General features: G+C 30.2%; 23 protein-coding genes, 4 tRNA genes and 1 pseudogene. 8 read left to right on the top strand and 20 right to left on the bottom strand.

Going from position 1 to position 25,286, the window contains the following annotated elements:
* From PZA12_RS17355 to PZA12_RS17405, 11 genes are all read right to left on the bottom strand, one after another.
* Window positions 1-705: a putative phage tail protein gene (locus PZA12_RS17355; RefSeq protein ID WP_103697753.1), complete on the bottom strand. Its 705-nt coding sequence runs from the start codon at window positions 703-705 to the stop codon at window positions 1-3.
* Window positions 698-1,804, bottom strand: coding sequence for a baseplate J/gp47 family protein (locus tag PZA12_RS17360; protein ID WP_103697754.1), 1,107 nt, complete (start codon window positions 1,802-1,804; stop codon window positions 698-700). The genes PZA12_RS17355 and PZA12_RS17360 overlap by 8 nt, the downstream gene beginning before the upstream one ends.
* On the bottom strand, window positions 1,797-2,237 hold the full coding sequence (locus tag PZA12_RS17365; protein WP_103697755.1) for a DUF2634 domain-containing protein: 441 nt from the start codon (window positions 2,235-2,237) through the stop codon (window positions 1,797-1,799). The genes PZA12_RS17360 and PZA12_RS17365 overlap by 8 nt, the downstream gene beginning before the upstream one ends.
* Entirely contained in the window at window positions 2,230-2,553 is a 324-nt protein-coding gene (locus PZA12_RS17370; RefSeq protein ID WP_017210964.1) for a DUF2577 domain-containing protein, read from the bottom strand. The genes PZA12_RS17365 and PZA12_RS17370 overlap by 8 nt, the downstream gene beginning before the upstream one ends.
* Window positions 2,553-3,557 carry an XkdQ/YqbQ family protein gene (locus tag PZA12_RS17375; protein ID WP_103697756.1) on the bottom strand — a complete coding sequence of 335 codons (1,005 nt, stop codon included), beginning with the start codon at window positions 3,555-3,557 and terminating at the stop codon, window positions 2,553-2,555. The genes PZA12_RS17370 and PZA12_RS17375 overlap by 1 nt, the downstream gene beginning before the upstream one ends.
* Window positions 3,554-4,033: a hypothetical protein gene (locus tag PZA12_RS17380; RefSeq protein WP_012059571.1), complete on the bottom strand. Its 480-nt coding sequence runs from the start codon at window positions 4,031-4,033 to the stop codon at window positions 3,554-3,556. The genes PZA12_RS17375 and PZA12_RS17380 overlap by 4 nt, the downstream gene beginning before the upstream one ends.
* 13 nt (window positions 4,034-4,046) lie before the next feature.
* Window positions 4,047-6,467: a phage tail protein gene (locus PZA12_RS17385; RefSeq protein ID WP_103697757.1), complete on the bottom strand. Its 2,421-nt coding sequence runs from the start codon at window positions 6,465-6,467 to the stop codon at window positions 4,047-4,049.
* Window positions 6,468-6,642: 175 nt separating this feature from the next.
* Window positions 6,643-7,047, bottom strand: coding sequence for a phage tail assembly chaperone (locus tag PZA12_RS17390; RefSeq protein WP_065416066.1), 405 nt, complete (start codon window positions 7,045-7,047; stop codon window positions 6,643-6,645).
* A gap of 478 nt (window positions 7,048-7,525) precedes the next feature.
* Window positions 7,526-7,957, bottom strand: coding sequence for a phage tail tube protein (locus PZA12_RS17395; protein ID WP_012059574.1), 432 nt, complete (start codon window positions 7,955-7,957; stop codon window positions 7,526-7,528).
* A 12-nt stretch (window positions 7,958-7,969) separates the two neighbouring features.
* A complete protein-coding gene (locus PZA12_RS17400) occupies window positions 7,970-9,091 on the bottom strand; it encodes a phage tail sheath subtilisin-like domain-containing protein (RefSeq protein ID WP_103697758.1) in 1,122 nt (373 codons plus the stop codon).
* Window positions 9,092-9,103: 12 nt separating this feature from the next.
* Window positions 9,104-9,538 (bottom strand): phage tail terminator family protein, encoded by a 435-nt coding sequence (locus tag PZA12_RS17405; protein ID WP_103697759.1) that lies wholly within the window; start codon window positions 9,536-9,538, stop codon window positions 9,104-9,106.
* A gap of 489 nt (window positions 9,539-10,027) precedes the next feature.
* On the opposite strand from PZA12_RS17405, the gene PZA12_RS17410 reads away from it, so the two are divergent.
* On the top strand, window positions 10,028-10,693 hold the full coding sequence (locus tag PZA12_RS17410; RefSeq protein WP_103697760.1) for a hypothetical protein: 666 nt from the start codon (window positions 10,028-10,030) through the stop codon (window positions 10,691-10,693).
* A 508-nt stretch (window positions 10,694-11,201) separates the two neighbouring features.
* On the opposite strand, the gene PZA12_RS17415 is transcribed toward PZA12_RS17410, so the two are convergent.
* Both PZA12_RS17415 and PZA12_RS24980 read right to left on the bottom strand, forming a co-directional pair.
* A complete protein-coding gene (locus tag PZA12_RS17415; RefSeq protein WP_103697761.1) occupies window positions 11,202-11,756 on the bottom strand; it encodes an RNA 2'-phosphotransferase in 555 nt (184 codons plus the stop codon).
* Window positions 11,757-11,991: 235 nt separating this feature from the next.
* A pseudogene (locus PZA12_RS24980) lies at window positions 11,992-12,163 on the bottom strand (transposase); the annotation flags it as partial.
* An 86-nt stretch (window positions 12,164-12,249) separates the two neighbouring features.
* Between PZA12_RS24980 and PZA12_RS17420 the strand changes: the two are divergent.
* From PZA12_RS17420 to PZA12_RS17430, 3 genes are all read left to right on the top strand, one after another.
* Window positions 12,250-15,000 carry an ATP-binding protein gene (locus PZA12_RS17420; RefSeq protein ID WP_161223336.1) on the top strand — a complete coding sequence of 917 codons (2,751 nt, stop codon included), beginning with the start codon at window positions 12,250-12,252 and terminating at the stop codon, window positions 14,998-15,000.
* A complete protein-coding gene (locus PZA12_RS17425; protein WP_242984794.1) occupies window positions 14,993-16,204 on the top strand; it encodes a hybrid sensor histidine kinase/response regulator in 1,212 nt (403 codons plus the stop codon). The genes PZA12_RS17420 and PZA12_RS17425 overlap by 8 nt, the downstream gene beginning before the upstream one ends.
* 444 nt (window positions 16,205-16,648) lie before the next feature.
* Window positions 16,649-17,221, top strand: coding sequence for a sigma-70 family RNA polymerase sigma factor (locus PZA12_RS17430; RefSeq protein WP_103697764.1), 573 nt, complete (start codon window positions 16,649-16,651; stop codon window positions 17,219-17,221).
* A gap of 139 nt (window positions 17,222-17,360) precedes the next feature.
* Here the strand turns inward: PZA12_RS17430 and PZA12_RS17435 are convergent.
* The 4 genes from PZA12_RS17435 to PZA12_RS17450 all read right to left on the bottom strand — a co-directional run bounded on the left by PZA12_RS17435 (window position 17,361) and on the right by PZA12_RS17450 (window position 17,783).
* Window positions 17,361-17,436 (bottom strand) — tRNA-Lys (locus PZA12_RS17435).
* Window positions 17,437-17,515: 79 nt separating this feature from the next.
* A tRNA-His gene (locus PZA12_RS17440) sits at window positions 17,516-17,591 on the bottom strand.
* A gap of 5 nt (window positions 17,592-17,596) precedes the next feature.
* A tRNA-Arg gene (locus tag PZA12_RS17445) sits at window positions 17,597-17,673 on the bottom strand.
* 36 nt (window positions 17,674-17,709) lie between these two features.
* Window positions 17,710-17,783, bottom strand: a tRNA-Gly gene (locus PZA12_RS17450).
* Between the two features lie 955 nt (window positions 17,784-18,738).
* On the opposite strand from PZA12_RS17450, the gene PZA12_RS17455 reads away from it, so the two are divergent.
* The gene (locus PZA12_RS17455) at window positions 18,739-19,272 is read left to right on the top strand and encodes a hypothetical protein (RefSeq protein WP_103697765.1); all 534 of its coding nucleotides are present in this window, start codon (window positions 18,739-18,741) and stop codon (window positions 19,270-19,272) included.
* Between the two features lie 246 nt (window positions 19,273-19,518).
* Window positions 19,519-19,833 carry a hypothetical protein gene (locus PZA12_RS17460; RefSeq protein WP_078116606.1) on the top strand — a complete coding sequence of 105 codons (315 nt, stop codon included), beginning with the start codon at window positions 19,519-19,521 and terminating at the stop codon, window positions 19,831-19,833.
* A gap of 130 nt (window positions 19,834-19,963) precedes the next feature.
* Here PZA12_RS17460 and PZA12_RS17465 read toward each other — a convergent pair whose 3' ends face one another.
* Window positions 19,964-20,857: a DMT family transporter gene (locus tag PZA12_RS17465; RefSeq protein WP_103697766.1), complete on the bottom strand. Its 894-nt coding sequence runs from the start codon at window positions 20,855-20,857 to the stop codon at window positions 19,964-19,966.
* A gap of 286 nt (window positions 20,858-21,143) precedes the next feature.
* On the opposite strand from PZA12_RS17465, the gene PZA12_RS17470 reads away from it, so the two are divergent.
* Both PZA12_RS17470 and PZA12_RS17475 read left to right on the top strand, forming a co-directional pair.
* Window positions 21,144-22,046: an AraC family transcriptional regulator gene (locus PZA12_RS17470; protein ID WP_103697767.1), complete on the top strand. Its 903-nt coding sequence runs from the start codon at window positions 21,144-21,146 to the stop codon at window positions 22,044-22,046.
* A gap of 147 nt (window positions 22,047-22,193) precedes the next feature.
* Window positions 22,194-22,760 carry a DUF6143 family protein gene (locus tag PZA12_RS17475; protein ID WP_103697768.1) on the top strand — a complete coding sequence of 189 codons (567 nt, stop codon included), beginning with the start codon at window positions 22,194-22,196 and terminating at the stop codon, window positions 22,758-22,760.
* Window positions 22,761-23,315: 555 nt separating this feature from the next.
* Here PZA12_RS17475 and PZA12_RS17480 read toward each other — a convergent pair.
* The gene (locus PZA12_RS17480; RefSeq protein ID WP_103697769.1) at window positions 23,316-23,735 is read right to left on the bottom strand and encodes a GNAT family N-acetyltransferase; all 420 of its coding nucleotides are present in this window, start codon (window positions 23,733-23,735) and stop codon (window positions 23,316-23,318) included.
* 536 nt (window positions 23,736-24,271) lie between these two features.
* Window positions 24,272-25,015: a YwqG family protein gene (locus PZA12_RS17485; RefSeq protein WP_103697770.1), complete on the bottom strand. Its 744-nt coding sequence runs from the start codon at window positions 25,013-25,015 to the stop codon at window positions 24,272-24,274.
* Window positions 25,016-25,286: the final 271 nt, after the last annotated feature.

Raw genomic sequence — 25,286 nt, forward strand, 5'->3', positions numbered from 1 at the left:
TTAACTCATCTCCTTACTGGGATATATTGTTATGCTTTCTGAACCTGTACATTGGCTGATACTACTTTCCATTTTTCCGCTGAATTCAATATTTTTAGCTCCCCATGGATAAACTGTCATAGTTTCTCCCATAATTGATGCTAAACCATAGTACATTTCTGATTGGTTCATGGATATTAGTTTATACTTAACGCCTAAATGTGCTGGCTTAGCTATTTCTATTGAATCGTACAAACTATCTAAAGCATAAGGAAAGCCTGTATCACTTATTAAATTTACTTGGAAATAGTATTCTGGATTATTCTGAATTATTTCAGCTTCTGAAACAAAGCTTTTACAAATCTGCTTTATTACTTCAACTGTTGTTGTACCTTTAGAGTTAAGCTTTGCTAATACCCTTGCTCTTCTTTCTTCAATTGATTTAGCATTATTTGTAGTTATTCCAACTCGTTTTTCCCATAGTTTCAAGCCCCATTCAGTTGCAGTTTGAGGCAAAATTTGCAGGAATAAATCCGAAATATCCAAGCCTAATTTATCGAAGAGATTTCCGTAAGCATTAAATATTTCCTGGAAAATATAGCTATTTTTCATTTCATCAATAACATAGCTTTCTAGCTTATCTTTTGACTCATTTGCACTATTTTCACTTGAAGTACTTGCAATCTTAATATTTTCAAATCCTTCTAAATCAGCTGCATTATTCATAAATTATCCCTCCCAAAGATGCCTTATCTTCATCAGCCGTAATTATATTTTTAGTATCATTGTTTATTTTTACTGAAGATATATCATTAACTCCAGCTGTCATTACTACCTTTGCCTCAACAGTATTTATTTTTACAACGCCGCCTACTGGAATTGTTTTAAAATAATTATCAAGAGACTCTTTTATATTGTCTTTAACATCCTTTATATCAAATCCATCTAATGCAGTAAGACCAAGTATATTAACATCAATTTTTAATGGATTGACTGACACTACAGTTACTGTAGCCCCTATTGGCGCCTTACCACTTCCTTGACCATCTACTGGATCTATATATTGTTTAACTTTTTGTACTATAGTATCATCTAACTGCATTCCATTATTTCCTGCAACTATTACCTTTACAGTTCCATTTCCATTCATTCCATTACTTTTATCCCAAAGAGGTTTTACTTTCACATATTCAACACCAGATATCTGAAGAGCCCATTTTTCATAATCATATATATTTCCACTGCTGCTCTCTTCTCTCTCTTTAGATATGATTCTTTCTAATAAATTTTCACTAGTTTCAGTATCAGTTCCACTGGTAGTTGCACTTTCATTTTTCACATTAGTTATCCCATTTATTTTAATAGGTATTTCAACTATAGCATTAGCTGGAACATTATATTTAGAACCTATTTCTATTGCTTTAATTCCTAGTATGCATTTTCCATTTTTAATTTTTCCTTGAGATGTCACCTTATATTTTAAGCCTTCAACAGTTTGAACTATGCTGTTCTCATATATTATAGAATTTTCTAACCCTAAAAAAGTCACTTGCCCCACTGAATATAAACCTTGCTTCCTCTCTAAGCCATGTCTTGCTGCATCTTTATCTATAAATTTATCATATTCATCTTGAGGAACCTCTGGAGCTTCCTCACCAAATACTAATTTCAAAATTGTATCTAGAGCCTTATAATAATCTGCTATGGTTTTAGCAGATGGAGCAATCGCATCATATACAAAATATCCTTCACTTTTTGATATTCCAGAATCAATACTATCTAGCATTTGTGATCTTAAATTTTCTTCAGTATTATTTTCATACATCAATTGTCACCTCCCCACATTCAGTTATTGCTGTAAAAGTTATGGTTAAAATATCATTGTTTTTATCCACCTCAAAGTTTTTTACGCCTAATATGTGCTGATTTTCCTTTAAGCATTCTAAAGTTAACCTTTTAGCCTCACTTTCAATTAAACTTTTACTGAACCCTTTACCAATTATTTTTTCAAATTCATTTCCATATGCACCACTGTAAATTGGATACTTTCCTTTGCTTGTTTTAAGAGATTTCCATATCCATATTTTTAGTGCTTCTATTCCTTCTACAATTTGAAATTTTCCATCCTTAAGTTTAAAATCATTTTTTTCAAAATCCCAGGCATATTCTTTAGGAATATCTGTAACTTTCTCTTCTTGTGAAAATGCCGCAAGTTTATTTGCCATGTTTAAGTTTGTTTCAGGTAATATACTAGCCACTACATTTCACCACCTTACAAAGTATTATCCATGTTTGATTATCTTTAGTAGGTAAGACTGCTAGCTCATCGCCAATTTTAATTGTATCTAGAAAGCTTACTGCAGTACCATCAGTATTTGTTACTGATGCTTGTCTTGAATATCCTGATAATAAGTAATCAGCTATATAAAGATCCTCCTTATATAGCTGCAAATCATTTGTTTGAATTATTATTTCAGGAGGTGGAGAATTAACCTTAGCAATGCATATGGAAAGAGGATTACTTTCTGCACCTTTTCTTTTCATTAAATTTAACATTTTTACATATGGATCCATTAGCTATCAACCTCCTGTAAATCCATTTTGTTACTTAAGCTTACTGTAAGCTTCATTGTATATTTTCCTGTTCCACATTCCCAGGTGTGAGTATCAGCATTAACATAAAGAGTTGCATCTTTCAATATGTCTAAATACCATATTTTTGCCTTAACAGCATACCCCGTTAAGCAGCTATAATTACCAATAGCTTCAATTTCTATTTCTTCACTGAAGCCATATAACTTATTTTGTGCTACTTCATATGTGTTGTTATCATCTTCCACTGTGTACGATGTCTGGAAAACACCATATCTTTTTACAAGCTCTGAATTTTCCACTTGATCTACGTAGTTATTGTTAACGTCAAAAATTTTCACTCTGTTTATCATATTTTCTAAAGAATCTTTGTAACTCATATCTATTATGTTGTTATTGTACAAATCCACATTAGCAGATTGAAGCAAATAATCTGATATTATTTGCCCCTTCTCAATTACATTGAACGTATCAGCTTTCATAATAGGAACATATTGTTTTCCATTTTGCTTGCTAACTTCACTATAGCACTGCATTATTATGCTATAATAACTCTTATCTACACATAGTCTACCTATCGGCATTCCAGTTTCCACTACATTACCAACTTTGATGTTTAATTCTTCACAAGCCTTATATACAACACTTTCTGGAGACATATTCTTAATATTCATGCTTGTTGATGAACTCATGATAAACCTCATATAATCATAGCAAGTAAAAGTTTCCTCCTGATTTGAACTTCCTAAAGTCCTATCTACAACTTCACCTCTAAAAATTTCTCCATAAGTTTCATCTACAATCTTTATTAGCGTCCCTGGACATATTTGAACTCTAGGCTGATTTATATCTGATAAGGAATATAACATGCTAAATGAGCATTTTCTTGCAGGCTGATCTATTGATGCTGATAATTCAATACTTTTGCAAACTGGAGTTATATCTGTTAAAAGCCAACCTTCATATAAGCTGTATATTTTAATCATATATTACCACCCAATATATTATTTACATCAGTTAAACTAAAGCTTGCCCCCCACTGACCTACAATTTTTTCATTTAACTTTAATGCCTTATACTGCTTTAATGCTAAAGTAAAGTTTATATCCCCAGTTCCATCATTTTCTCCATACTCAAAAGTTTCTATAGAGAATAGATCATTGATATCTGTGTTTGTAAGTATCACTCTTATTGGCTTTTTACTTTTTCTCCAAGCTTCTATTTGTGCAACACACTCAAATGGTTTAGGAATATCTGAATATGCACAAAATTTATATTTATGAGCAGGAAAAAAGCTCTCAAAAGATATTTCTGAAAGCTTTGAATCTCCTAATATATTTATTTCTCCAATTGATTCTACACTAACTACTGAATTGTTGTTAGCTAATTTAAGTGAATAACTAGAAGGTGGTACAGGAAGTTGTAACCATGTATCGTCTTGATTAAACCAAAATTCTATCATTTTAAAATACCTCCTAACTCATTCCAAGAGCTGTTTGACTCAATTTATTGGCTAGAGCTGTTGCAATTTTATCTATATCGCTTTCTTCTCTGATTATTATAGAATCTGCAAGCTTTGCTATTGTTATTGCAAATCCATTTTGTGAGCTATCATCTTTAGTTAATCCAGAAGCACCTTTAAATCCTTGGCTACTAGTCTTGCTTCCTGATGATAAATTTTTATTTACACCAGTTTTTATTCCTACTGCAAGATCTTTAATTGGTTCAGTTACTAAATGAGTATTAACTTTAATACCACGACCCATACCTTTTAAAAAGTCCGGCATCCATGTTTCGTAATCTGTAAGAGGACCTTTATCTGGAACTGAGAAATGAAGAAATGATCTTATCCTATCGGCTACACCTGAAATAGCATCTTCAATATAACCTACTGCTCCTTTTATACCATCTACAATTCCCATTATCATATCTTTACCCCAACTAATAGCAGTTTTAGCCATGTCTTTAAATATTGAACCTATTGCATTTAATATATTTCTTATAATATCTATGGCACCATTAAATACTGTTCCCACAGTACTTTTTATAGTATTCCATGCACCTGACCAATCTCCATTTATAACTTGCATTACAGTTTTAATCACTCCTGTTATTACGTTAAGTACAGTCATGATTACTGTTTTAATTATGTTAAATGCTGAAGACACTACTGCTTTTATAGTCTGCCCATGAACATTCCAAAAGGCCATTATCATATTTAAAGCAGTGCTTATAACAGTTTTAATGGCTGTCATAACAGTCGTAATAGTTTGTTTTATACGTGGCCAGTTAGACATTACAAAGCTTATTAATTTACTAAAAATTTGAATTGCAAATGTTAATACTGGTTTTAATATAGAGTTCCAAACTGATTGAATTCCTTTAAATACATTTTGAATTATACTCTTTATTTTAGGCATATTAGCTTGAATAAAGGTTACTATTGATTTAACTACTGTTATTATTTTATTAATTGTCTGTGTCACAATATTTCCAACCTTAGGTCCAAATAAATTAGTAAATAAAGCTCCTATTCCTTGAGCTGCACTTCCTGTTTTCTTGAAGGTGTCTATTGCAGCTTTTGCAGCACCTGAAATCTTATTAAATACTCCCATAACTATATCTCTTATTCCACCAAAATTTGTAGCAAAAGCAACTGCGAGTAATCCAACTACTCCAATTATTATTTGAAGAGGTAATGGCAATTTAGTAAAAATTCCAAATATAGATGAAAAGCTCTTTGAAACTACACCTTTAATCTTTTCAAAACTTCCAGCTAGTCCCTGCAATGGTGCTGATAGAGAAGGAGTTAACGCACCAACTTTTCCCATTGATTGTTTAGCTATATTTAAGACATTAGATCCCTTACTTCCAATTCCAGCTGATTTTACAGTCCTTGATACTTTAGCACTATTTAATTTAGGAATTTTTTGAGCTACTTTTGAAGCCCGTTTTCCTATACCGTCAGTAGCTTTTTTGACCAAATCATTATCTTTAAAGGTTTTAAAGAAATCAGATACAGTACTTTTTACATTTTTAATCTCATCTTTCGCATTTATAAAATTAGTTGCCAAGTCTTCAACTGTTTTTGATGCATTAGATATTGATTTAACTACCTCTTTAGCTTTCTGTCCAATATTTTCAATAGATCTTTCCCCAGTGTTATTTGTAAAGGCTTGTATTAAATCCGAAACAGACGTTCTTACATTTCCTACTGCATCTTTTGTATCATTAAAGCTGTTTTTAACTTTACCTACTGATTCTGATGCTTTAGATATTGCTTGTACGCTTTCTGTTGCTTTTGAAGCCACTGGTGCTAGACCTTCTACTGCCTTTTTAGCTTTCTGAACTCCATCAACAGCCTTTCCTATTACTTGTCCGCCTTTATTCAAGACTCCTGAGGCTTTCCCCCCATTGGATTTAGGAAATTTCTGAGATACTTTTGAAGCCTGTTTTCCTATAAAATTAATAGATTTTTTACCCAAGTCAGTACCTGCAAAAGCCTTATACAAATTCGATGCAGTGTTTTTTACATTTTCAATCTCATCCTTTGTATTCTTAAAACTAGTTCTCATGTCTTCAGCTGCTTTTGATACATTAGATATTGATTGAACTACTCCTCTAGCTTTCTCTCCAATATTTTCAATAGATCTTTCCCCAGTATTATCTGTAAATGCTTGTATCAAATCGAAAACAGCTGATCTTGTATTTCCTACTGCATCTCTTGTATTTTTAAAGCTACTTTCGAGTTTATCTACTGATTCTGATGCTTTAGATATTGCTTTCACACTTTCAGATGCCTTTGAAGCTACTGGTGATAGACTATCAATTGCCTTTTGAGATTTTTGAGCCCCATCAATAACTTTTAATAATGCTGAATCTAGTTCAAACGGCATTAATCATCACCTCCTGAATACAAGGCTTCCATTTGTTTCATTTTATCTTCAACTTCTTGTTCAATAAAAGCACTGATGATAATCTTTTCTCCAAATCCCCTATTAATTGTTTCTGCTGGCCACTTACCATGAAGTTTCCAGCAGTAATATAAGAGGTTAACAGTTTCATCAGTGCTTATGAGTTTTTTATATCTTCTTTTTTGTTAGTAGATTCTACTCCTGAAATTTCAGTTACAGTATCTGCTAAAATATCAACTTCACCAGGTAAGAATATCTTATTCATAAGTTCCTTTGGTGTTGGAGCTTTGAAATGTTTCATAAGCTCTTCTGATCTAAGCTCTGGCACTCCTGCAAGAACAGTTTCTATTTTTGCCTGTGCTGTTGCAAATCCTTGAATATTTCCTTTCTTATCTACTTGAAGTACTCTTTCTTGAATTTCATTGTATCTCTCCATAGAAATAGCATTACATGTGAATGTAATCTCCATATTTCCAAGTTTAGCAAGCTTAAGTTTTACCTCCTTAGAAGGCACCTCAATTTTACCAGCATCTATTTTTAATAATTGTTCAACTAAATTCATAACTTTCATCTCCATTTCAAATTTAATAAAATTATAGATAAACAATGTTTAATCTAGGCTTATGCAATAGATACTCGAAGTAAGTAACTATTGTATTCCAATGAAACACTTCACACAATATGTCGCTTATTTTTACTTCAGCAATTTCTTAAAATTCGGTTAATATTTTTCTTAGTTCTTCTAACTATAAGTCTAGTTATTAAATTGCATATCTATAATTCAGTAATTTTTTATTTAATATTTACTCAAGCATCTGAACCAACAAAGAAATTAGATGCTTGTGTGTGCAATAGGCATCTGAAAATAAGCTGCAAAAAGCACTTAATGAAAGTTTGTTCCACTTTAGCTTGTCAAACTGAATAGTTGGAGCAAGCTAAAGTGGATGCAACCTTTCATTTGGTGCTTTCAGCGAAATTTTCATAGTCCTATGAAACACACACGTATCTAATTTCGGTTAGTCATTGCTTAACCCTAAGTTTTATTGTGGTTCTATTAAGTCTAAGAAATCATAGCCTGAGAAAGTAAATGCAATTGTATCTTCAACATTCTTTTTAACTTCCCAGTCTGCCAATGTTAATTCATCAAAAGTAACATCTTTAAGTACTACTCTTTCAGCGCCTACTGAATCTGGATCAGCTAATTTAGAAATTATAGTACATACAGTTTGCTTTCCTTGTTTGATGTTATCTTTCATTAAAATTGCCATTCTTGATGATATATGATGTAATTTCAATGTTCCCTTTCCTTCTATACCTGTTACTTTACTTCTCTTCCATAGATCCCTTGTAAAATTGACATCTACCTTTGTTAAAGTTACTTTTGCTTGAAGAGCTGACACCTCTGAAACATATTCTCCATTAATCCAAACTTCTCCCCAAGTACCATTTATAATATCCTTTGCTTGTGGCATAATAATTACCTCCTAAATATATATTTGAAATTTAATATCTTCTATTGCATCTAAAATAACAACTTGTCCTTTAACAAAAACTTGTGAACCAGTGTTACTTTCTTTTATTTCTTGATCTTTCATAGTTGAAATATCTATACCTTGGCTCTTTAAGTACGCTTTTTGTGCATCCAAATCAATTTCTGCTCTATTTTGCCCTTCAATACTGCTATCAAGCAATCCTTCAAGCTCTAGCCCTTCAAAATAACCATTAATAGCTGCAATGAGCAAGCACTTATGATCATAATCATTTGGATATTTTCCAATATAATTATCTTCAGCTGTTGATTTAATATCATCATGTATTAAATCCATAATATCTACTATCTTAATCTTTTTAAAATCCTCGCCTTTATTTTCAATAGTAGTTACAAAGCTATTTACAGCTCTATCAATTTTAACTTTCTTTCCATCGTTAATTAAAATTAATTTTCCTGCATCAATTGCTGCATCTCTTTCTTCTTTCTTTAGATGCGGAACATCTACTACTTCTGCAAGTGGTGCATAAGTAGCACTAATATTTAGCGAAGTTCCTGCTAGCATTCCTGCAATTCTTGAACAGTATTCTGCAGCAGTATAAGTTCTAGCTGCTGTTTTTATGTCGTCTGTATCAAAGTTAATTACTCCTTCACTATCAGCTGGACAATGTGGAAGTACTGCTTTAACTCTAATATCCTTAGCACTTCTTAATTGTTTAATCCATGTAGCAAAATCTGTTGCTCTTGAAGTAATATTTGCCTCTGTATCAGCCTTTCCATCTGCAGTCTGACCAATGCTTGGAACTACTACATAATCCCATTTAATAGTTTCTAAATAATTTTGAGCTTCTGAATAATTAGCTGCATCTGGTGCTTCTATATAAGCAATCACTTGTTTTGGTGGATTTTGATATCCTATCATGGCAAGTTTTATTTGTTCCTTATTAAAATCTGATAAAGCTTCTGGAATTTCATCTATAGTATCCATTTTTATTGGGTTACTATAGTTTGCCGGCATTGTATCCTTTAATATAAGTGCAACTACGCCTCTTGTTCCTCTCTTTGCTGCAGTTATTCCTGCTTCTTTAAAAATAATGTCTACTGATGGTTCTCCCATTTTTATTCCTCCTTAAATTTTAAAATTAAATGTGCCTGCTTTAGGGCTTTGAGGTGCATTAAAGTTTCTGTCTTGTGCAAGATCTATCTTGAGTTTCAAGTGTATTTCTGACATTTTTGCTCTACCTCTCAACTTTCTTATCTTTGCAGTTCTCCCTAGTACCTTTATATATCCATCACTAAATATTTCCCTCATTGTATCCCAAACTTCATTTTGAGATATTAAATCAACATTCATAAGCTCATCTAGCGGACCAAAGTAAATAATCTTCATAGTTATGGTATTCATATAACTATTTCTATTTAAGTCTGCTTGCCTGCTGGTAACGTAGCGAATAAAAAAAGAAGGTCTTACTATTTCCTTCTCTAACTTTGATGTATATATCTTTGTATTTGGGAATTTTTCAACTAACATTTCATTAATTGAATTAATTAATTCATTAATCATGAACCTCCTCCTGTAATCCCTATTTTGTTTTCTGCTTGCTTTTTAAAATTTCATTGCCAAGCACTCACCACCTTTTCATAAAGTACTTCCATTACAAAAAAGTACCCAGCCTGAAATTAACAAGCTAGATACTTTTTATATAGGAGATTTAATGTTTATGAGAGGGAACTTATCTTCTGTTCCCACTTACTATTATAAGCCTTCTTTTTTTTAATTTCTTACACACTTTCTCTAGTTTACCTATAATTTTCTTATAATTTTTATTTAATGAGGTTTTTAAACTTAATAGCAATGGATATATCCTTTTCTATTTCCGTAACTCTTTCCTTCTATCCTTGTTTCAATTATTATTATATGTTAACATTTTGTTATACAAATTTTTACTTTAAAGCTTAACATGATAAAACTTTAATATCATGTTAAATGCTTGACTATTAATATTTGAATCTCTTATTACTATTTTTTAAAGCTATATAAGGAGGACATATATTGAAAAAACTTAATTACATAATACTAGCAACATTAATTGCAGTATCTTTTACAGCTATCAGCTGCAACTCAATAGGCAAAAATGAAACTGCTGATAAAAACCAAACTACAGTTGAAAATAAAACTGAAGAATCAAGTAAAGATACAGATAAAAATGATAATTCTGAAACTCGCGGAAACTCTCCAAGAGATCAGGCAATTTTTGAAGAAAACGAAGAAAGAGATAATGCTGAAATAGATAAGAGATATAAAGAAGTGGATAAATCTAAACTGAATTATGATAAAACTAATTCTTCTCTTACATACTATGAAACTGAAAATAGCTTTGTTGGCAGTGAAGCTGGAATACCTAATGTAGATAATAAAAAATACAAAGATATATTAACTGACTATACCTATGCAAGTGAAGTAAATCCAACAAAAATAACCTACGAAGATTCAATAAAACTTGCTAAAAGCGTGTTGCCTAATGATATAAAAGAAATAAGAAATAAATATGATAATTCCACTGGAAAAACTTACATAGTTTATTCCTCTAATCAAGGTAATTTTGTATTAGGTCTTGCATATGATTATGACGAATCTCATAATCCTGGTTTCACCCCAAATTCCAAGAATAATACTATCGTTGGAATAGATTATATGAAAGAAATTACAGAACAATAAAGAAGGACTGTAGTAAGATTTGCATAATAGCAAGCCTACTACAGTCCTCTATTTTAAATTAGTAAAATATCTTGTTAATTCCAATTTCCATAAACAGGAGTATTACCAGAATTATATCTTATCCTGCAATCTATGAACATACCATAAGTATCATCAGAAATTTGATTTCCACTTCTATCATATAATTCTCTAATTCTAATATAATCTTGGTATATTGTACGACTTTGTGATCTCCTTTTATCTAATTAAATTTAAATTTTCTTTAACTTTAGTTATTGTTTATGATTTGTGGTAACTAACTCTGGTCATTTATGGAATTACATAGATTTAAGAAACCATCAAAATACCCAAATTTGAGATGATATTAAGTTATTAGATTCAATAAAGTTAGATATAAATTAAGCTTTCTAATATTAAAATTGGCTCTAAATATTTTATTATCTCAAAAAATCTTCCTATAAAGATTATAATTTTCAAAATATACCGATTCACCTTTATATTATTGGCTCTAATTAGTTCTAAAAATCTCAAAATATTTTGCTGGAACATAATCAGTTAACCACACTTTGTTTTCAGATAAGAAGAATTTATATCCATCTTTATTCATCTGCTCACTGTTAATTTTAAATATAACTAATTCTCCATGTCTTTTGCCTACTTTTGTGGCTGTTTCTATATCAGCTGATAAGTGAACGTATTGTCTATTCTGTTTTTTGATACCTTCTCTGCATATGCTATCCATAAACCTAGTTGCAGTTCCATGATATAATACTTTAGGCGGCTTAATAGCTTGCAATTCAAGATTAACTTTTATTGAATGGCCTTGATTCGCTTTAATTTTAGTTTTATCATTATTAAATGAATATCTTTGTTTACCATCTTCTGCAACAATTCTTTCAATATCTGAAATTGTTACCTTATATCCTTTTTTATTTAGTCCATTAATTAAATCAGAAGTACTAATATATCCATATTCATCTAAAGTCAGTCCAATTTCCTCTGGCTTATGCCTTAGTATAAGGCTTATAAACTTACTAATTCTCATATCTTTATTACTTATCATCGCTTAACACCTCATTTTCTATAATCTATTAGCTTATCTAAATCTATATACTTTTATTACAAACTCCATTTTAGACAAATAAACAAATATTATCTCGCGTAACTATTAAAAGAGATTTTTGATTTATTATGAATCTATTAAACAAACTAGAATTTATTATTAATAATTGACATATATACTAACTAATTTTAACTACTTCTTTAATAATTCGACCTAAAAATCAATTAACTTATATTTTACCATACTCTAAAATTACTTGAAAAACTTTATGAGAATGTATTCTTCTATTATGACATACATTTAAAGTCTTAGAATCCTGTAAATGAAATTCCTGTACGTTTGCCAGTTCCAAATTTCATCATGTATAATGATAGGGCAACTAATGTCTCTTGCATTAATTTGGCAAATGAAAGCTTTAAGTAGTACTTATATGTCTAGACAAAATATTTTATGACTTTTTCTTTTTATTTTACTAGAAATGGAGTACCGGAAAATGACTAAAAAACAAAGTTCTATTAAAATTACAATCAGTGCATTATTTATTATACTTATGGTAGGTACACTTACTACTGTAGGCTACATTATATTTTCTAATTGGAAAACCTCGTCAGATAATATTATAAAAAAATTGGAGAATGAAGCTAGCAATAATATATTAAATAAAATTGAGGCACTTGTTGGAATTCCGTTGAATACAAATGAACTAAATCATAATTTAATTGAAAATGATACCATAGATATGTCTAATAAAGAAAAACGTGATGCATTCTTTGCTGGAGTAGTGAAATCAAGCAGAGAAGAAATTTATAGCTTTAGTTACGGAATGGAAGATGGCAGTTATTATGGGGCTCGAAGAAATAAAGATAACAACATAGAAATATATAGGAGTACTCCACAAACAAATGGACATTCTCTTTACTATTCTGTAACTAATGATTTGCATGAAGGAAATTTTGTAGAAGATTTCGGAGCTTTTGACCCTCGTACAAGAGACTGGTATGAAATTGCAAAAGAAAAAAAGATGCCCATATTTTCACCTCTTTATAAGCACTTTGTAAAGGATGATTTAGCGCTTTCTGCAGCTTATCCTATTTATATTAAAGATGGTGCTCTTCAAGGAGTATTGGGTACTCATATCATTCTTTCAAGTCTAAATCAATACTTGAAGGATATTGTTAAAGATAATAACGGAATTGCCTATATTGTTGAAAAAAACTCAGGGGCTCTAGTGGCTAATTCTCTTGATAAGCCTAACTTTGAAACCATTTCAGGAAGCGATATAAGAAGAATCAAAATCGATGAAACCGAAAACAAACCTATTGCTGAAGCTTATGAAAATTATAATAAGACATCAAACACTAACTTTGTCATAAAATCAGGTGGAGATAAACTTCATGTGAAGCTAACTGAGTACAAAAGAGAAGGTTTAGATTGGCTAATTATAACAGCTATACCTGAAAGTCTGTTTACATCTGAAATAAATAACAATATTCAGACTGCAATATTTTTCTCAATTATTGCACTTCTTCTATCTTTGATTATTTATTTAAAGAGCACTGAGGTTATACTAAGGCCAATTAATCATTTGATAAATATTTCGGAAAAGTTTTCAAAAGGAGACTTGCATCAAAGAGCAAAAATCTTTAAAAACGACGAAATTGGAAAGTTATCTAGTGCTTTTAATAAGATGGCAGAAGAATTACATATCCTTATAGACAATCTTGAAGAAAAAGTTGAAGAAAGAACTATGAAATTAGAAAAAACAAATACTGAACTTAAGTACGCAAAAATAGAAGCAGAAAAAGCTAATGAGGCTAAAAGCGAGTTTCTTGCCAATATGAGCCATGAAATTCGTACTCCATTAAATGCTGTTATTGGTTTTAGTGAGTTGCTGAAAAATACAATAAAGGATGAAAAGCACAAAAGTTATATTGAGACTATAAATGTTGCAGGAAACAGTCTGCTCACTATAATTAACGATATTCTCGATCTGTCAAAGATAGAGGCTGGGAGAATAGAGCTGCAGTACAAGCCTCTAAAGCTTAGCAATATCTTTAGAGAAATTAAAAACATGTTTAGACAAAAGGCTAAGAGCAAAAATATTGAATTTTTACTCGATATTCAGGAGGACTTTGACGAGAGTATTCTTCTTGATGAAGTGAGAGTTAGACAGATACTATTAAACCTAGTAGGAAACGCTGTAAAGTTTACTGATAATGGATATGTGAAGCTTTCACTAAAAGGAACTACTTCCAAAAACAAGAGTAGTGTGGACTTTAGAATTTCGATTGAGGATACAGGCATTGGTATTGCTGAATGTGAAAGAGCGAAAATATTTGATGCTTTCAAGCAAGCATCAGGACAAAGCATAAAGAAATTTGGCGGCACAGGTCTTGGGCTCTCCATTACTAAAAAGCTTACAGAAATGATGCAGGGGAAAATCTTTGTTGAAAGCACTGAAGGAAAAGGAAGCACTTTCTATGTTGAATTTTATAATGTTCCAATAGCTGCGACTGAAGAACTTCCTGAAGATACAAGTACTGCTTATTTTAATAAGTACAACTTTTCTAATGAAAAGATACTTGTTGTAGATGACATAGAAACTAACCGCTTTTTATTGGAGGAATTGCTTTCAAAGGCTGGTCTTAAAGTTATAACCGCAGAAAACGGCTTTGAAGCAATAAAAATATTTGAGCAAGACAAACCAGACTTGGCAATTATAGACTTGATTATGCCAGAAATGGACGGTACCAAGTTGTCATCAATACTTAAAGAAAATCCAGAATTTTGCGACATTCCGATTATTGCACTAAGTGCATCTACTGCACAAGACATACCTAATGGATGCAAATTTGATGATTATTTGATGAAGCCTGTTAGCGCTGACCGGATATTTAGTAAAATATCTAAGTATATTAGAAATAAGGCTGAAAAAGATATGCATGTTTACCCTAAAACCAACAGTGAAAACACGATATCAATTATAATTGAGTCTGATAAACTTATTGATTTGAAGAATAAGGTTACACCATTAATAAAAAAATTAGAAAATTCAATGATTATAGGTAATGTAAAAGATTTGGCCCAAATATTAATTTCATTTGGGGAACAGCATGATTTGAAGTCTATATCTGATGAGGGTGAGGAACTGATTAGAAGTGCAGAAAGTTACAATATAATTAAAATTAAATCAAGCTTAAGTAAAATAAAAAGACTAACCTTGGAGGATGGACTGTATGAGTAACATTAATAGAGACTTGATATTGATAGTAGATGACAATCCAAATAATATACAGGTAGTAGCTACAATCATGTCTGAAAATGAATATGAACTGGGGATTGCAATGAATGCTAATGAAGCATATAAATTTCTTGAAGAAAACATTCCAGAACTTATTTTGCTGGATGTTGATATGCCAGAAATTGATGGTTTTGAGGTGTGCAGTACCCTAAAAAAAAGTTCAAAGTATAAAGATATACCCATAATATTTTTAACTGTAAAAGATGAAAAAGATGACATTGTAAAGGCATTTGATTTAGGAGCTGTAGACTATGTAACAAAGCCATTTAATAGAAAAGAATTAGTTTCTAGAGTAAAAACACATATTTCATTAAAAAAAACAAAAGATGAACTTAAAAAGAAAAACCTTGAGCTTGAAAGAACATTAGAAATGAAGGACGAGTTCTTGTCCCTAATATCACACGAATTTAGAACTCCTCTCAATGTTATTAGCTCAGCAATTCAAGCCATGAACTATATTTGTTCCAATGAATTGTCAGATAAAGCAAAAAAGTACTTACGTATGATAAGACAAAATACCTTTAGACAGCTAAGGCTTGTTAATAATTTGCTAGATATCACAAGAGTGAATGCAGGACGAATTAAAATTAATAAAAAGAATGTAGATATTGTGTTTTTGACAAAGTCTATCATAGAGTCAATATGTACATATGTAGCTTTAAAGTCCATTGATGTAACATTTGTACCTTTAATTGAAAAAAAAATTATAGGAATTGATGATGAGAAATATGAAAGAATACTTCTAAATCTTCTTTCTAACGCCACTAAATTTACTCCTGAAGGCAAGCCTATTATTGTAACTTTAAGTTCTATAAACGATAAGATATGTATTGAAGTTAAAGATAAAGGAATAGGTATACCAGAAGATAAGGCGAACATTATCTTTGAAAGATTTGGACAGGTAGATAGTTCTCTATCAAGACAGGCAGAAGGCGCAGGCATTGGTCTGTCGCTGGTAAAGAAGTTTGTTGAATCACTGGGAGGCAGCATATCTGTTAAAAGTGAGTTGGGCAAAGGAAGCGCTTTTACTATTTTACTTCCTAGTGAAACTATAATTGAGGACTATATGGATAAAGAACCAGTAAATTTATTGGATAATCGCCTTGTGCAAAATACCAAGATAGAATTTTCTGATATCTATTTGTGATGTATTTTTATGAAACTTCTCTTTAAATTGAAACCTGCTGATAAAGGTAAATACTTTTATCAGCAGGTTTTTAAATTTAATTTTACCTATTTTTCTGTATGCCAATTATCCAGACCATTTTTTATTTTTTGATATAAATAAATTATTACTCTGCAATAATACTTACCCTTCTATTTTTTAGCCATTCATGTAATTATTCATATTACAAAACTCTCCATAAACGCATTATTGTATTTAGATGAGTAAATCAAAAAACTTCTATATGTAGTAAACATATTACTTTAGGTTACTCTTCAATAAATTAATATAAATTATTTTCTATTTTTATATAAAGCATACATTCTCTACCGTATATCTACATGTAGAAATTAACTTAACACTAAACACAACATATGTAAATTAATCAATTTAGTTTGCAGCCATTAAACGAGGAAGGAGGTTCATATGAATTTTGATTATATTGAAAATCTGGTGAGAAGATGTAAAAATAATGATGAAGTCGCAAAAGAAAAATTAGCTGATGAGTTTAAGCCTTTAATCTATAATATCTCAAAGAAAACTTTTGTTGATGGATACAGCATTTATGATATTCAGCAGGAATGTTATAAATCACTTTTTAAATCTGTTTCCATGTACAATTTGGAGAAGCACAGGTTTGTTGCTTATGCTACTAATGCAATAAAGAATAATGTAAATGATTTAATTAGGAAAATGAATTTTAGAAGTTCCACTGACAGTAATGATGTTTTAAGTTTTCATGATAACTTTGAAGAAGATATCCCCTCACAAGAAATATCTATCGAGGCTTCATTATGTGAAGTCTGTGATTATGAAGATTTAAAGTCAGCTCTTAAAACTTTAAATGAAGAAGAAATTGAACTTATAAATTTTGTATTTTATAAGAATCATACTGTTAAGGAATATGCCTATTTTAAAGATATGTGCTACTCTACAGCCGTTTTGAAAAAGAAAACTATTTTAAGAAAAATATTTAATAGCATCCCAGTATATTATTAAAATCTAACAGCACCAAGGTTAACATTTACCTTGGTGCTGTTATTTTTATTTTACTGGAATATAAATTCCTAAAGAATAAAAAAGCCTAAAGTAAAAAGTATATTTATAACTATACTTTTCTACTTTAGGTTAAACAAATTGGTGGCTCACCCGGGAATCGAACCCGGGACACCATGATTAAAAGTCATGTGCTCTACCGACTGAGCTAGTGAACCAAAATAATAATTATGATAGGATACTTTTGCAAATAATTAAGCTAAATCAATTTCCTTGTAGCCTACTAATATTTTTACATGGGGTGAACGATGGGACTCGAACCCACGACAACCAGTGCCACAAACTGGCGCTCTACCAACTGAACTACGTTCACCATTATGGTGCGTTTTAAGGGATTCGAACCCCTGGCCCACGCCTTAGAAGGGCGTTGCTCTATCCAGCTGAGCTAAAAACGCATATTATTTATTATGTTGCAAACTCTTTAATTTTTTTGGAGCGGGTAGTGGGAATCGAACCCACCTTTCCAGCTTGGAAGGCTGGAGTATTACCGATATACGATACCCGCAACTAACCTGCTTGTTTATTATATGTTACATATTATAGGTTGTCAACACAAAAATTTAATTTTTTTCAAATAAAGTGCTGAATATTGTATTTTTTACCGCAATTTTACCTTATTTAGATATCTCTCACCTAGCAGTATCACAGGCTTTGACTTTTTTATTTACTGCATTAATATAAATTTATAAATATATTTAAATTTATATCACTTTGAGTATAATGCTTTTCAATAATAAGTTTATATTTGAAATTTTAGTAAGCAAACTGCTTAATAAATAATCTAATATTAAAACTTAATTATTTTATTTAACTAAATTTTAATATTAAATTAGAATTCACTCTCAATTATTTATTAGCCTCTTATTTTTTATTCCATGTCTTATTAAATTAAACCATAAAATAAAAATGTTAACATATGTGCTATATATATTTATAGTTACAGAGTATTATCCCGATAAACTGTATCTAATTACAGTACCACTATCTAACCAAATTCTAAATGGTTCAACTAATACTTTTTTCATTTACTCCCCTCCTAAATTTATTTTCATAGATAATTATTTCATATTAATTTGTTATTGCCTTAAATATTTTTTATTACCTTCTAAAAAATTCAATCATATATTACACTACCTAAAAGTTTTTAATTTAAATACTAACCTCTCCTTAAGCCACATTTTTCAAGCATATTCTGAAGAATATATATTCTTATATTCTAATATTCTAGAGAATATTAGAATATTCTCTATTTCTGCATATATCCTAAGTGAGATAAATGAAAATTCAAAAGATCTCTTCAAAAAAGTTATCCTGCAAAAAGTAAGATCCAAATTTTGCATCTGATTAACAGAGCTCTTTCATTTAATCTTTTATATTTAGAAGCATGCATTTCTTTTCTTTGATCATTCATAGAAAAAATGTATAAAAATTTTTATAAAATTTATTAAAGGAGAACACTTATGAGTAAAAGAAAACAAAATGAACTACCAAAAAATGATTTTGCACCAGATGAGAATGAAGAAATAATTGGTTTTACACCTGAACCAGTCATTTCTGGCAAGTGTATTTCATCTTTTTCATTTGATGATGATGAAGATGAAAAAAATACTGCTATGTCCAATAACAGCAGTAATAATAATAATAATAATTGTAGTTATAACAGTAATAATATATCGTCTATTAAATCTAATAATCCTACTCTAATCATCTCATTTGATGATGAAGCAGCATCTACCCAAAATGTTAAAACATCTAATTCTAATATTTTTGCAGATAATAGAAAAATTTCAGTAGCAAATGGCATGGCTCCACCTATTGATGGTGAATTCCTAGATATTAAACGAACTTATATGCTTAGATCTTCTACTGTTAGAAAAGTTAATAAATTAAAGAGCAGGCATCCTGACTTAAATACCTATGTAAGTACTATAGTGGACATGGCTATAGCTCACTACTATAATTACATAGTCAATGAAGGCGAAAAAAAAGAATGATCTACTAGGGTGTAATAGATCATTCCAAATACTGGTTATCATTTATTTAATAAGGGGTAAATAATGATTAACTATCTTATAAATTTATAATACTAGATGAATATGTCAATTGTATGACAAGCTATAATTTTCTAAATCAGTTCTTAGAATTTTGTAATAGTCTATTTTTCTTAACTTGCCATAATATATTTTGAATATAATTTCACCGCTTTCAAATACTATAAATTATGAAAGGTGGTGAGTATAATGAAAAAATTTATTGTCCCATTTTCTATTATTTTATTCTTATTGTTTAGCATGAATACAATAAACGCTTTTGCCGCTAGTAAAACTTTAACTCAAGGTCTTTATTCTCTAAAGGACTCAGGATTATCAGCAGGCGTTGATTATAATGTTCAAAATAATTCTTCTGGTAGAGCCATGCTTCTTATAGTTGATAGCACTCAATTAATACAGGAGTTAATTCGTTTTGAACCTAATTCTCGCAAATATACCATGAAACCGCTAAATTATGGGGATATAATTATAATAGTTACTGCAGGTAATTTAGAATTCTCTTAATGAGTATACTTATGATTTTATCAATACCTGCTGACTCATTGTCATCCAGCTATCTATTAATCTACTTAAGCATTTTGTATTAATATAATGATATATTGAACTAATTTTCATTCTATATTAAAACAACTTTTTATTGCTTTATACGAGACAAAATTATAATTGTAGTTATAATACATGCCGTTCCAATCCATTGTGATATTCCAAGCTCCTCATGTAACCATAATACAGACAATATAGCAGCCGATAAAGGTTCAGCTGATGATAATATGCTTGACTCTGTCGGCTTTATATAATTTAAACTTTCTAAGAAGCAAGTAAAAGCAATTAAAGTTCCAAATAATACTACAAATATAATAGCTAATATTGAATTAGTAGACCAAATTCCAGTGCAATTCCATGGCTGCTCAATAAAGCTGAAGGCTATTCCTCCTATTAACATCCCCCACCCAACTACTAATATGGATCCCCATTTTCTAAGAAGCAAGCGAGGTTGTAAAGTATAAAAGGCTGCTGCAAATGCTGATGCAATCCCCCAAAACAATACTAACCTTGAAATAGATATACTATGAATATTCCCCTTTGTAATGATAAAAAATGTCCCTAGCATTGCTAGTCCAATAGCAATAATTTCTTTAAGCTTAGGAATTTTTTTATTACGAATGGCTAAATAACAAGTAATTATTACTGGTGATGAATATTGAAGTATTGTTGCTGTTGCTGCATTCCCATATTTAATTGCCGCAAAATATGTATATTGTACTCCTAGCATACCTAAAACGCTAAAAAATATAAGACTTAGTGCATCATTCTTACTTTTCCATACTTCCCATATATTTTGCTCACCTTTCATAAAAGTATATAATAATAAGATTATTCCCGATGATAATAAACGTATTACAACAAGCCACTCTGGACTAAATCCTTTTTTCTGAAATAAGTATTGAGCAGCAGTACCTGATATTCCCCATAACATGGCTCCTATGATTACCAGTATTATTCCTTTTATCCTTGGCTGAAAGTTCACTATGCTTCCTCCTTTTTGTATTTATTCTTAATTAATCTATATACATTGCAAAAATAATCCTTCATCATAATTCTAAAAATATTGCAAGAATCTTAGCCCTAATTGTGCATTGTTAAATATGCATTATGAATTTCAACATATATATTATGATTTGCACTATCTATTGCAGCAAGTTGCAATTATATTGATTTAATCAAACAAATATGTAATAATTTTATTATTATTTCTGGCATTAAACAATTAATATATTATCAGAAATTAAAACTATATTAGCGAGATGATAAGAATGCAGGCAACAAGAATAGAAGTAAATGATGATTTGCAAGAAACAATAAAACATGGTTCTCATGATTTTCCATTAGCAATTTACACTGACAAATTTGATCTATTTGAAGATGGGTATATAAGATGGCATTGGCATAGGGAAGTACAATTTTCATATTCACTATATGATAAAGTAGTTGTATATATAGAAGATGAAGAAATAATCTTATCTCCAGGAGAAGGAATTATGATAAATTCAAATGTACTTCATCAAATTAAACCATACGATAATAGCAATTGTATGATGTTTTCTATTGATTTTGATTCAACTTTAATTGGAGGAAGTGAAGAATCACTTATCGAAAAGAAGTACTTATCACCAATTATTGAGAGCAATAATTTGAAGTTTATATCTTTAAAACTTGACGTTCCATGGCAAAAGAGAATATTAGCTCATCTGGAGCAAGTTTTTATATTATCTCATGAAAAAGCATATGGATATGAATTAGAAATGAAAAATTATCTAAGTATTGTTTGGCTAAACTTAATGAAAGAAATAAAAGAAGATATTAAAAGAACTGTACCTTCGGAATCAAATGATGATGAACGTGTAAAAATGGCAATGCAATATATTCAAAATCATTATGCAGATAATATTGATCTAGCTAGTATCGCAAGGGCTGCAAATATCAGTAAAAGTGAGTGCTGTCGAAGTTTTAAAAGAATTTTGAAAGTAACTCCTTTTGAATATCTAATGGAATACAGAGTTTCAAAAGCAGCAGAGCTACTTCTAAAAAATAAGGATTCCATTTCTAATATTTCTCTTGATGTAGGTTTTAATGGCATAAGTTACTTTGGAAAAGTATTTAAAAAATACAGGAAGTGCTCTCCATCTGAATATAGAAATAAATATTGCAACAGGTAAAGTAATTATAAAATATATACTATATCTACGGCGCTATAGCTTGCTTTTATTAATAACATGAGCATTTTATATATTTACGGAATATTATATATATAAAGAAACTCTATAGTAATATTTATAAAAATTAATCCGTAGGAGATGTAATTTATGTTAGAAAATAATAGTAATTATATCCTAGATAATAAAAGTGGTAAATTACAAGAAGTAGTTAGTATTCCTATTTCTTTATATAAATCAATGAGAGGAAGATACTTTGTAGGCCAGACAGAAACTTTATGGGTTGGTAATGGTTCAAATGCCTGGGCTGGTTTAGTAAATCCACGTAATTCAGATGTCAATTTATATGCAAATGTATTTACTATTTCAAATTTATCTAATGACTATTTAACTGCCCAAATATGGTTAAATACTAGTTTTCCTGAAAAAGCTTGTGTATCCCGTAAGACCTCTCCAACCAACACTGCGTTAAAGCCAATACCAAAAAACAAGGTAGATATTAGATTTATTGAATCTACTAGAATTGTTCCTAAAGATGGAGTTAATGTATATGAAAGAATAGTACCTCCTAATACAACATTAGTAGGTGAGGAAGATGGAAAGTTTATAGAATCTCCAGGTGGAAACTATACTCTAATTATAAAATCATCAAATTTAACAATTGATAAAGTAGTAGTGGCATTTGGATGGTGGGAAAAACCAATATGTAAAAAGTAGATTCTGTTAAATAGCTCGCCTAATGGTCCGCTCATATGAATAATTATTTTTAACTCGCATATAATATGATTGCTTCTCATTATGTTATTATTTATGGAATCCATTTTGACTCCTCAATTGGAGTCTTTTTTATGGAAAGAATTATTTATCAGAAATTAGAATTATTTAAACTTATCCTTCATATAATTAAAGGAAACCTCTTGAGTGTTATTTTTTTGTTCTCTTGGTTACCCTTCATTCATAGCTACTTTTTGTTTTAATCCATTCACTTTTGAGCCCCTTATTTTAGGGGCTTTTATTATTTCTTCCATGAATAATTTTATGAAATATTCGCAAACTAAAATGTCTTCATAATCAAATCAGTGCTCCATTTTTGATCTATTTAATTTTAAATATGTGATATTTACATTGTGCATTATTTAAGATATATTAGGCATGGTATAAATCCCCCACAAATATTAATTATCACATACATAAAAATGTCCCTTTATTGGGGCATTTTTACTATATTCTCATTGAAAATGGCATAATATGAGTTAAATTTATTTACCTATATCACCCCAGATTCTTTTTCATCAATATATGCAGACAATCTTCCTCTAAATAAGCTTCTCCCTGCTTTTCATACCCTTGTTTTTCATAAAATTCTGCAACTCGTGCCTGTCCTGACAACATTACGCTTTTTCCACCTTCTCGAGTAATACTATCTTCTGCAACATTAAGCATTTTGGCTCCAATATTTTTCCCTCGCCATTCCTTTAAAACAGCTACTCTTCCTATGATGAATGACTCTTTCTTAATATCAAAATAGATTCTACAGGTTGAAATTGGCTGTTCTCCTTCATACATAACCATGTGCTTAGCAATTCCATCAATTTCATCAAACTCTTCAACGAAGCCCTGCTCTTTTACAAACACTTCTACTCTTATTTTTTTAGCCTCTTCTGGTAAATAGTTATACTCTTTAATTATCATTTTATGACCTCCCCTTCAAAACAAAAGGCATCCAAAAGCTAACCTTATAGTGTGAAAACACACCGTACCTACGGCTGGCTTTTGTATGCCTTATAATACAATCATCCGGTGATGAAAGTATAAGCTCTTATTTATTTTTTAAATAAATTATATATAAAAATTTGTTGTAAGTCAATGAATAATGCTATTCAATTTTGACAGCATACCCATTAACTCCATTGCCTAAGATAACAGCTTGTTTTGCGTTAGAAGTATCTGTATTGGCAAGCTGAATATTCGTGGTCTTATCTCCTTCTAACGAAAGAAAATTATCTGTTCCATCGGGACATAGTACATTATTAAATTCATAACCATCACTATTTTTTAGCGTGAATACACTTCCCTGCTGTGGAAAAATACATTTCTGTTTAAATTTTAAAATACAACTAAATAATATACATTCTCTGTGAAATTTATATGAAATATTATAGATATTGTTGCTGCTGCTTATATCATTAGCTAGTTTGTAAAAACATTATTTATATATCTTTTATATCCTAGCAACATTGCCAATCATATACTACTTTCGAAAAATCCTTGTCCTTCAAAGCATTCTTAGGAATAGAAAAAACACAATTTCCAGAATCTCCAAACATAATTCCACACTCATCATCTATATCTAACTGCAATAAAAGAAAATCCTCATCACTAAAACCTAGGTAATCATTTTGTACAAAATATGGATAACCTCCAACTCTGCTGTCACAGCTATAGCAATCGTCACTCAGCTTCTCATACTCTTCTTCTGAAAGTTCATTCTTATAAGTCGTTTCAAACAGCTCTAGCGAAGAAGACATAGGCATCTCTCTTATTTCAAAATACATTTTTCCATTATTTAAAAAAGGAAGACCTTCTTTATATTCTTCACTATTTTCATAAGGATTTTCCTTTATTAATTGCGTTTCATCTTCTTCATAATTTTCTATATACCTTACGACAATAGGGCTTTCTAATCCAAACATATCATCATTTACAACAAAAAACTGCAATAGTCCTTTCTCTGGTAAATCATTCAAATTTTTAATTTCTGATAGATTTAGCTGTGCTAAAAATATCATAGGTTCTCCATCTTCATCTAATGGGTACTCTTCAATATTTTTAAGATAAGGACATCCTCCTAGTTTACTCTCCCACGGTTTTGTTTCTTCACATTTAAAAGTTATCTCGTTACTATACCTAAAAGTTCTTTTTATTATATTTTCATGTGCTTTTAAATTCTCAGGAATTTCGTATTTAATCATCTTCTCCCTCCAATATGTTTCAATATCTATATAATTTTTTCTTTATTATATACTCGCTTATCAATTATTTTATATATTTTCATCAGTCTATTATTCAGAATAAAATCCATTTTTATAAAATGCTAATTTAAGTAGATTATAAACTTTTTATAGTTAAAACTGCCATTAAAATTATAAAAAATACAGATATGTTTCTTCCAACCTTTGCTCCATAATTTTCTATGTATTTATGACCTATAAAAGCTGAAATAATAGATAACCGCAGAATCAC

The organism is Clostridium beijerinckii, from assembly GCF_036699995.1.
GTDB lineage: Bacteria > Bacillota > Clostridia > Clostridiales > Clostridiaceae > Clostridium > Clostridium helianthi.

Bases quoted from the DNA above. Each gene is read 5' to 3' on its own strand.
- PZA12_RS17425 (WP_242984794.1), top strand. From the start codon at position 14,993: ATGAGTAACATTAATAGAGACTTGATATTGATAGTAGATGACAATCCA.
- PZA12_RS17375 (WP_103697756.1), bottom strand. From the start codon at position 3,557: ATGATTAAAATATACAGCTTATATGAAGGTTGGCTTTTAACAGATATA.
- PZA12_RS17480 (WP_103697769.1), bottom strand. From the start codon at position 23,735: ATGATAATTAAAGAGTATAACTATTTACCAGAAGAGGCTAAAAAAATA.
- PZA12_RS17395 (WP_012059574.1), bottom strand. From the start codon at position 7,957: ATGCCACAAGCAAAGGATATTATAAATGGTACTTGGGGAGAAGTTTGG.
- PZA12_RS17415 (WP_103697761.1), bottom strand. From the start codon at position 11,756: ATGATAAGTAATAAAGATATGAGAATTAGTAAGTTTATAAGCCTTATA.
- PZA12_RS17405 (WP_103697759.1), bottom strand. From the start codon at position 9,538: ATGATTAATGAATTAATTAATTCAATTAATGAAATGTTAGTTGAAAAA.
- PZA12_RS17380 (WP_012059571.1), bottom strand. From the start codon at position 4,033: ATGATAGAATTTTGGTTTAATCAAGACGATACATGGTTACAACTTCCT.
- PZA12_RS17460 (WP_078116606.1), top strand. From the start codon at position 19,519: ATGAAAAAATTTATTGTCCCATTTTCTATTATTTTATTCTTATTGTTT.
- PZA12_RS17470 (WP_103697767.1), top strand. From the start codon at position 21,144: ATGCAGGCAACAAGAATAGAAGTAAATGATGATTTGCAAGAAACAATA.
- PZA12_RS17475 (WP_103697768.1), top strand. From the start codon at position 22,194: ATGTTAGAAAATAATAGTAATTATATCCTAGATAATAAAAGTGGTAAA.
- PZA12_RS17400 (WP_103697758.1), bottom strand. From the start codon at position 9,091: ATGGGAGAACCATCAGTAGACATTATTTTTAAAGAAGCAGGAATAACT.
- PZA12_RS17455 (WP_103697765.1), top strand. From the start codon at position 18,739: ATGAGTAAAAGAAAACAAAATGAACTACCAAAAAATGATTTTGCACCA.
- PZA12_RS17420 (WP_161223336.1), top strand. From the start codon at position 12,250: ATGACTAAAAAACAAAGTTCTATTAAAATTACAATCAGTGCATTATTT.
- PZA12_RS17485 (WP_103697770.1), bottom strand. From the start codon at position 25,015: ATGATTAAATACGAAATTCCTGAGAATTTAAAAGCACATGAAAATATA.
- PZA12_RS17430 (WP_103697764.1), top strand. From the start codon at position 16,649: ATGAATTTTGATTATATTGAAAATCTGGTGAGAAGATGTAAAAATAAT.
- PZA12_RS17360 (WP_103697754.1), bottom strand. From the start codon at position 1,804: ATGTATGAAAATAATACTGAAGAAAATTTAAGATCACAAATGCTAGAT.
- PZA12_RS17385 (WP_103697757.1), bottom strand. From the start codon at position 6,467: ATGCCGTTTGAACTAGATTCAGCATTATTAAAAGTTATTGATGGGGCT.
- PZA12_RS17355 (WP_103697753.1), bottom strand. From the start codon at position 705: ATGAATAATGCAGCTGATTTAGAAGGATTTGAAAATATTAAGATTGCA.
- PZA12_RS17390 (WP_065416066.1), bottom strand. From the start codon at position 7,047: ATGAATTTAGTTGAACAATTATTAAAAATAGATGCTGGTAAAATTGAG.
- PZA12_RS17370 (WP_017210964.1), bottom strand. From the start codon at position 2,553: ATGGATCCATATGTAAAAATGTTAAATTTAATGAAAAGAAAAGGTGCA.